Raw genomic sequence first — 7,006 nt, 5'->3', positions numbered from 1 at the left:
GTTAATCCTGATAGCCAAAAACACGGAAACCTCACTTGCGAAAAGCGAGGTGTCCTATATGGATTTACGGCGAGTCGGCGGAGTAGACCCTTTGTCCGAGATGGGCATGACCGTCAAAAAGATCGAATATTTAATGCGATGGGTATTACAGTTTTTTCTCCATCAGGATCACCGATACCTGCTCGCCTCTGCGCTCGAGCTCACGCTGCTCCAGGCTCACAAAGCCCATGCGTTCAAAAAACGGCTGTGAAGTAATGCTGGCCTCGCAGTAGAGCCGGGACAGGCTTCGAGACGCCGCTTCGGCTTTCAGTCGCTGCATCAGCGCCCGGCCAATGCCCTCGCCCTGATGGGCATGATGCACATAAAACAGATCGATACGGCCATCGTCCCCCAGCTCGGCAAAGCCCAGTAGAAAATTACCGTCCATCGCCACCAGTGGGCGAGTGCGGATAAAGCGACTGACCCAGCGCGGTTCGTCATATTCATCGGGTGACCATACCGCCAACTCGTTCGCACTGTAATCGGCCTGATTGATGCGGTGTACCGTCTCGTGAAACAAACGCCAGATACTGCTTGTTTCACCGCTGCGGATCTTCCTGATTTCCATTCTGACTCCTGCGGGTAGCTGTTCTCTATCTATCTAGCCACAGTTGCACGCAAGAAAAAAGCGGCTTCATGGCCGCCTTGTCACATTTATTATACATATCGACCACTTCAGCGCCGCATCAAGCCCCTACCAGATTGCTGATCACCCCGTGATGTCTTCCTCGCGGATCACCGGCTCCGCTTCGAACACACCATCGGCAGGCGAAGTATCATGGCCGTTCAACAACGAAAAACCCCGGGAGATCCCGGGGTTTCATTACTGCAACCATGTATGCGTCAGTCGAATCAGTTCAGACCCAGCTTCTTCAGGTCGGCTTCGATAACGGCGGCAGGTACCGGTACATAACCGTCTTTATCAACGATTTCCTGACCCTGCTTGGACAGCATCAGCTTGACGAATTCGGCTTCCATCGGGCCCAGCGGCTGGTTGGGGTGCTTGTTCACGTAAACGTAGAGGAAGCGTGACAGCGGGTATTCACCGCTGATGGCGTTATCGGCGTTGGCTTCAATGTAATCGGTAGAGCCGGCTTCAGACAGCGGTACGGCACGGACGCTGGAAGTGCTGTAGCCCAGACCGGAGTAACCAATGGCGTTCAGAGAAGAAGAGACCGACTGTACCACTGAGGCCGAGCCAGGCTGTTCGTTCACGTTGTTCTTGAAGTCGCCTTTACACAGCGCTTCATCCTTGAAGTAACCGTAGGTACCGGATACCGAGTTGCGGCCGTAGAGCTGAACGTCACGGCTGGACCAGTCACCGGTCAGGCCGGTCTGGCCCCATTTGGTGATTTGCTCGTTACTGCCACAGCTCAGGGTGCTGGAGAAGATGGCATCAACCTGATCGATGCTCAGGCCTTCGATGGGGTTGTCCTTGTGTACGAACACCGCCAGGGCATCGATGGCAACCCGTACCGGCGTCGGCTTGTAGCCATAGCGCTTTTCGAAGGCTTCGATTTCGTTGCTCTTCATGGCTCGGCTCATGGGGCCGAACTGGGCGGTACCTTCGGTCAGGGCAGCAGGAGCGGTTGAAGAACCGGCAGCCTGAATCTGCACGTTGACGTTGGGATAGTTGCGCTTGAACTCTTCGGCCCACAGGGTAGCCATGTTGGCCAGGGTGTCAGAACCCACGGAAGACAAGTTACCGGAAATACCACTGACCTTGTCGTAGTCAGGCAGAGCGCTGTCTACCGCAGCCAGTGCAGAGGTGGAAGCCAGTGCGGCCGTCAATCCAAGAGCAGTTACCAGTTTGTTCAGTTTCATCCTTAATCTCCAATCTGAGTTCGGTCTTTCAAGACGGGGCCAGTATTGCCGCCAGTGATGACAACTATATGAAGCATAGGTGACACATTTATGACAACCAGACAAGAAAACCGCCGCCGCGGTTTTCGGGGTCAGGCTATGGCCCTGCTGGGGTTGTCCTGCACCAGCAGTCGCTCGGGCAGAATAAAGCTGAAACAGCTGCCCTCACCTACTTTACTGGTGATATCGAGGTGGGAGTCGTGGTGACTGAGCGCATGCTTGACGATGGCCAGCCCCAGGCCGGAACCACCGGTCTGCCGGCTGCGCGCCCTGTCGACCCGGTAGAAGCGCTCGGTCAGGCGGGAAATATGCTCGGGAGCAATACCGTCGCCATTGTCGGTCACAGCAAAACGACCGACATGACCCGCCAGCCCCCATTCCACGGTGATGCGGGTGCCTGCCGGGGAATGACGGATGGCGTTGTAGACCAGGTTGGAAATGGCACTGCGCAGTTGCTCCTGATCGCCCCGGACCTTGATATTCGCGTCCACCATAAAGCGGAATTCATGGTTCTTGTCGGCACTCAGCGCCAGGGCTTCATGCTCCAGCATCGTCAGCATCGCCGGAATATCGACAATCTTGCTGGTATCGATATTGGGAGACGCTTCGATACGGGTCAGGGTCATCAGCTGATTGACCAGGGCATCCATACGCTGGGTCTGTTCCAGCATGACCTGCTGGGCTTTGTGCCATCTGGCCGGCGTCGGCGGCTCATCGAGCATTTCCAGATAGCCCTTGAGTACCGTCAGCGGAGTACGCAGCTCATGGGACACATTGGCCACGAACGACTTGCGCATCTGCTCCAGGCTTCTCAACCGGGTCACGTCCCGCACCACCAGCAAAGCCTGGTCTTCTGCGTAGGGCATGATGCGGCATTCGAGCAGCTTGTCTTCGTTTAGCGGCGACGGCAGTTCCAGGGGCTCCCGAAAATCGCCCCGCTCCATGTAAGCGATAAACACCGGTACACGGACCAGGTTGCCGATATGGTTGCCCGAGTCATCCGGCCAGCGAAATCCCAGCAATTGCTGAGCCAGCTTGTTACACCAGATGATGCTGCCATCGCGGCGGATCACCACGGCGGCATCGGGCAGCGCCTCGGCCCCTTCCCGAAAACGGCGCACCAGCGTCGCCAGCTCGCGTCGGCGGGCCCGGTGACGTTGCTGCAAGCGGTAAAGACCGTTGAAAATGGTTTCCCAGCTCCCCTTGCCTTCAGGCGGAATCAGGCTCCGGTCGCGCCACAGCCACACGGTCAGTTTGTGCTGAAAACGATAGTGCCACAGCAAATGCAGCACCGTCGCCACCAGCAGCCCCAGTGTCACCTTGCCCACCAGCAACCCGAGCAGGGAAAAAACCAGATAATAAAGCGTTAATCGCCACCACAAACCATGGCTGGATTCTTGTAACTGCATGCAGGCCTCATAGGCGCGTTGAAAAGCGATAGCCGGCACCACGCACCGTCTGGATCAGCTTGTCATGTCCCAGCTCGGACACCGCCTTGCGCAATCGTCGGATATGCACATCCACGGTTCTGTCCTCCACGTACACATTGGTGCCCCACACATTATTGAGCAACTGCTCGCGGCTGTATACCCGCTCGGGATGGGTCATGAAGAAATGCAGTAACTTGAACTCGGTGGGACCCATGTCGAGTTGCAGATTATTGACGCTGACCCGGTGACTGACCGGATCCAGTTTCAGCCCCTGCACTTCAATCACATCATCCACCGCGGTCGGCGCCGCCCGGCGCAGCACCGCCTTCAGGCGGGAGGTGAGCTCTTTGGGAGAGAAAGGCTTGGTAATGTAGTCATCGGCGCCCACGTCCAGCCCCTTGATCTTGTCTTCTTCTTCGGCGCGGGCGGTCAGCATGATCACCGGGATCTGGCGGGTCAGTTCATCCTGTTTCAGATGCTTGATCAACTGAATACCACTGCCACCGGGCAGCATCCAGTCGAGCAGGATCAGTTCGGGATAGGGCTCCTTGATCATCTCCAGCGCCTGATCGTAGTCTTCGGCTTCCTCGGTGGCGAACCCCTTCTGCTCCAGAACAAAACACAGCATCTCGCGAATGGCTGCTTCGTCTTCAACTACCAGTATTTTCCGTGACATCTTCAACTGCCCTTACAGGTCTCGTTACATATAAATGCATTATTAGCAGCAAGTGTGACATTTTTATGAAAATATGACACTGAGGTCAGCTCAACGAGCAACAGTCACGGTTTTTGGCGGCCACCTTATATTTCATATGAAGCTCTGGTTGGCCCGTGGCCGGGTCCAGGCTTTCTTCGATAATGACAAAGCCGTGCCGGCGATAAAAGCTCACCGCCGCGTCGTTTTCACAATATACCCTGAGCGACAGCCATCGGCGCTGGCTTTTGGCCATCGCCAGCAGCGCCTTGCCGATACCCTTTTGCTGGTATTCGGGCCGGACAAAGAGCGCAGCCAGATAATTATCCACCAGGGCCACAAAACCCTGAATGCCGCCATGGCATTCACAGACCCATATCTGAGCCGCTGGCAGGTAGCGGGCCCGCATTTCTTCCTGCTGTTGCCACCAGAAGGCCGCAGGTATGAAATCATGCGCCTGTAGCGATGCCAGCAGCCATACCTCCAGGATGGCATCGGTATCCTCGGGCGTGGCTTGTCGTATCATCATGTTGTCTCCGCCTTTCGTTTACCAGAGTGTATAGTGCCGGCACCGCTTCGAATCGGCTTTAATAATGGTCTGTGAGCCAGATCGGTCTTTATCGGCCGGGAATGACCGCCTGATCACAAAGCCGGTTTGCAGTACAATGCGTTTTTTCCGGCTCGTTAACGAGGACGCCATGTGGTTTAAGAACCTGCAGATTTATCGTTTTACCCGCCCTTTCGATGTCACCCTTGAAGATCTGGAAAAGCAGCTTGAAGCCTTGCCCTTCAGCCCCTGCGGCAGCCAGGAGCAGGCCAAGTTCGGCTGGATTTCGCCACTGGGCAAGCAAGGCCATGCCCTGACCCACGCCGCCGATGACCAAATCCTGCTCTGCGCCAAGAAAGAAGAAAAAATGCTGCCTGGTTCCGTGGTCAACGACATGGTGGCCGAAAAGGTGGAAGCGCTGGAAATCGAACAGGGTCGCGCGCTGAAGAAAAAAGAAAAAGAATCGATCAAGGAAGAAATCATCATCACTCTGCTGCCCCGGGCCTTCAGCCGTTTTCAGCAGACCTATGCCTGGATCAACCCCAAGGCCGGCTTTATCGCCGTGGACGCCAGTTCCGCCAAGCGGGCCGAAGATCTGCTGGCACTGCTGCGCAAGAGCATCGGATCCTTGCCGGTGGTACCGCTGGCCATGACCACCCCCCCCGAACTGACGCTGACCGACTGGCTGAAAGAAGGTGCCGCCCCGGCCGGATTTGCACTGGAAGACGAAGCCGAGCTGCGCTCTGCTCTGGAGCACGGCGGCATTATCCGCGCCAAGCAACAGGATCTGCTCAGCGAGGAAATCAAGGTCCACCTGGAAGCCGACAAACTGGTGACCAAGCTGGCGCTGAACTGGGCCGATACCATCAGTTTCGTGCTGAGTGATGACATGAGCGTCAAGCGACTGAAGTTTTCGGAAGAATTGCGTGAGCAGAATGACGACGTGACCAGCGAAGACGTCGCCGCCCGCTTCGACGCCGACTTTGCCCTGGTGACCGGCGAACTGTCACGCTTTATTCCCGAGCTGATCGACGCCCTCGGCGGCGAAGAAAATCGTTAACAGCGAACACTGAAGATCAAAAAAGCCGGAAGGGAGCATTCCCTTCCGGCTTTTTTATACTTCAAATGAGTATCAGCCTCGTAAGCGCCAATTTATTCGCTACAAGTAATACAGCAGGGATGATGGGCTCAGGCGTTACCCTTGACCTTCATCTTGAGCTCGGCGGCGAAGTTCAGCATCCGCTCCAGCGGGATCATTGCCTTGATGCGGGTCTCTTCATCCACCTGAATCTCGTGGGTCTTGCCCCCGTCTTTCAAGGCGTCGCGAATGGCCACCAGGCCGTTCATCGCCATCCAGGGGCAATGAGCACAGCTGCGGCAGGTGGCGCCATTGCCACCGGTCGGCGCCTCGACCATTTCCTTGTCCGGACAGGCCTGTTGCATCTTGTAGAAGATACCCTTGTCGGTGGCCACGATCAGCTTCTGCTGCGGCAGGGTCTGCGCCGCCTTGATCAGCTGGCTGGTGGAACCGACCGCATCGGCCAGCTCAATCACCGAGGCCGGTGATTCCGGGTGTACCAGCACCGCTGCATCCGGGTTCTGCGCCTTAAGCTCTTGCAGGGCCTTGGCGCGAAACTCGTCGTGCACGATACAGGCACCCTGCCAGCGCAGCATGCTGGCACCGGTCTGTTTCTCGATATAGGCGCCCAGGTGGCGATCCGGTGCCCAGATAATCTTGTGCCCTTCGCTGTCCAGATGTTCGACGATCTCGAGCGCGATGCTGGAGGTCACCACCCAGTCGGCCCGGGCCTTGACCGCCGCCGAGGTATTGGCGTACACCACCACGGTATGGTCCGGGTGCGCATCGCAGAAGGCGGTGAATTCGTCGGCCGGGCAACCCAGATCAAGCGAGCACTCGGCCTCCAGGGTGGGCATCAACACGGTTTTTTCCGGGCTCAGGATCTTCGAGGTTTCTCCCATGAAGCGAACCCCGGCCACGATCAGGGTATCGGCCTGGTGCTCCTTGCCGAAGCGCGCCATTTCCAGCGAGTCGGACACGCAACCGCCGGTTTCCTCGGCCAGCGCCTGGATTTCGGGATCGGTGTAATAGTGAGCCACCAGAACCGCGTTTTTTGCCTTCAGTAACGCCTTGATTTCGTCTTTCAGCGCTTGTTGCTGCTCAAGGGTCAGCGGCGCCGGCTTGGCGGGAAAGGGGTAATCAAACTCGAGAATATCGACAGCTTCAGTCATGACCAGGTTCCAGTTGTTCCATCCGGATAACTACAATGAGGGGCATTATAACGCCACTGCGGCGTCAAACCCAAATCGGGTAAGGAATTAGCAGCGAACAGAAGAGAATATCGAGGAAAACAAGATAATGGTGGGTCGTGCAGGATTCGAACCTGCGACCAATTGATTAAAAGTCAACTGCTC

At 56.7% G+C, this 7,006-nt stretch carries 7 protein-coding genes; 1 reads left to right on the top strand and 6 read right to left on the bottom strand.

What is annotated here, in order from left to right; translation table 11 throughout:
* Window positions 1-145: 145 nt before the first annotated feature.
* From BFR47_RS14215 to BFR47_RS14195, 5 genes are all read right to left on the bottom strand, one after another.
* Window positions 146-607 (bottom strand): GNAT family N-acetyltransferase, encoded by a 462-nt coding sequence (locus BFR47_RS14215; protein WP_071473683.1) that lies wholly within the window; start codon window positions 605-607, stop codon window positions 146-148.
* Between the two features lie 284 nt (window positions 608-891).
* On the bottom strand, window positions 892-1,863 hold the full coding sequence (locus tag BFR47_RS14210; RefSeq protein ID WP_071473682.1) for a PstS family phosphate ABC transporter substrate-binding protein: 972 nt from the start codon (window positions 1,861-1,863) through the stop codon (window positions 892-894).
* 131 nt (window positions 1,864-1,994) lie between these two features.
* A complete protein-coding gene (gene phoR / locus BFR47_RS14205) occupies window positions 1,995-3,311 on the bottom strand; it encodes a phosphate regulon sensor histidine kinase PhoR (protein WP_071473681.1) in 1,317 nt (438 codons plus the stop codon).
* 7 nt (window positions 3,312-3,318) lie between these two features.
* Entirely contained in the window at window positions 3,319-4,008 is a 690-nt protein-coding gene (gene phoB / locus BFR47_RS14200; RefSeq protein ID WP_071473680.1) for a phosphate regulon transcriptional regulator PhoB, read from the bottom strand.
* 85 nt (window positions 4,009-4,093) lie between these two features.
* Window positions 4,094-4,552 (bottom strand): N-acetyltransferase, encoded by a 459-nt coding sequence (locus BFR47_RS14195; RefSeq protein WP_071473685.1) that lies wholly within the window; start codon window positions 4,550-4,552, stop codon window positions 4,094-4,096.
* A 172-nt stretch (window positions 4,553-4,724) separates the two neighbouring features.
* On the opposite strand from BFR47_RS14195, the gene rdgC reads away from it, so the two are divergent.
* Window positions 4,725-5,633 (top strand): recombination-associated protein RdgC, encoded by a 909-nt coding sequence (rdgC, locus tag BFR47_RS14190; RefSeq protein WP_071473684.1) that lies wholly within the window; start codon window positions 4,725-4,727, stop codon window positions 5,631-5,633.
* Window positions 5,634-5,761: 128 nt separating this feature from the next.
* Here rdgC and nadA read toward each other — a convergent pair whose 3' ends face one another.
* Entirely contained in the window at window positions 5,762-6,823 is a 1,062-nt protein-coding gene (gene nadA / locus BFR47_RS14185) for a quinolinate synthase NadA (protein ID WP_071473679.1), read from the bottom strand.
* Between the last annotated feature and the right edge of the window lie 183 nt (window positions 6,824-7,006).

Origin of the sequence: Oceanisphaera psychrotolerans (assembly GCF_001870485.1) — a bacterium.
In the GTDB taxonomy this organism is placed as follows: Bacteria; Pseudomonadota; Gammaproteobacteria; order Enterobacterales; family Aeromonadaceae; genus Oceanimonas; species Oceanimonas psychrotolerans.
The sequence above is the reverse complement of the archived record's forward strand: the minus strand, read 5'-3'. Positions and strand labels throughout refer to the sequence as shown.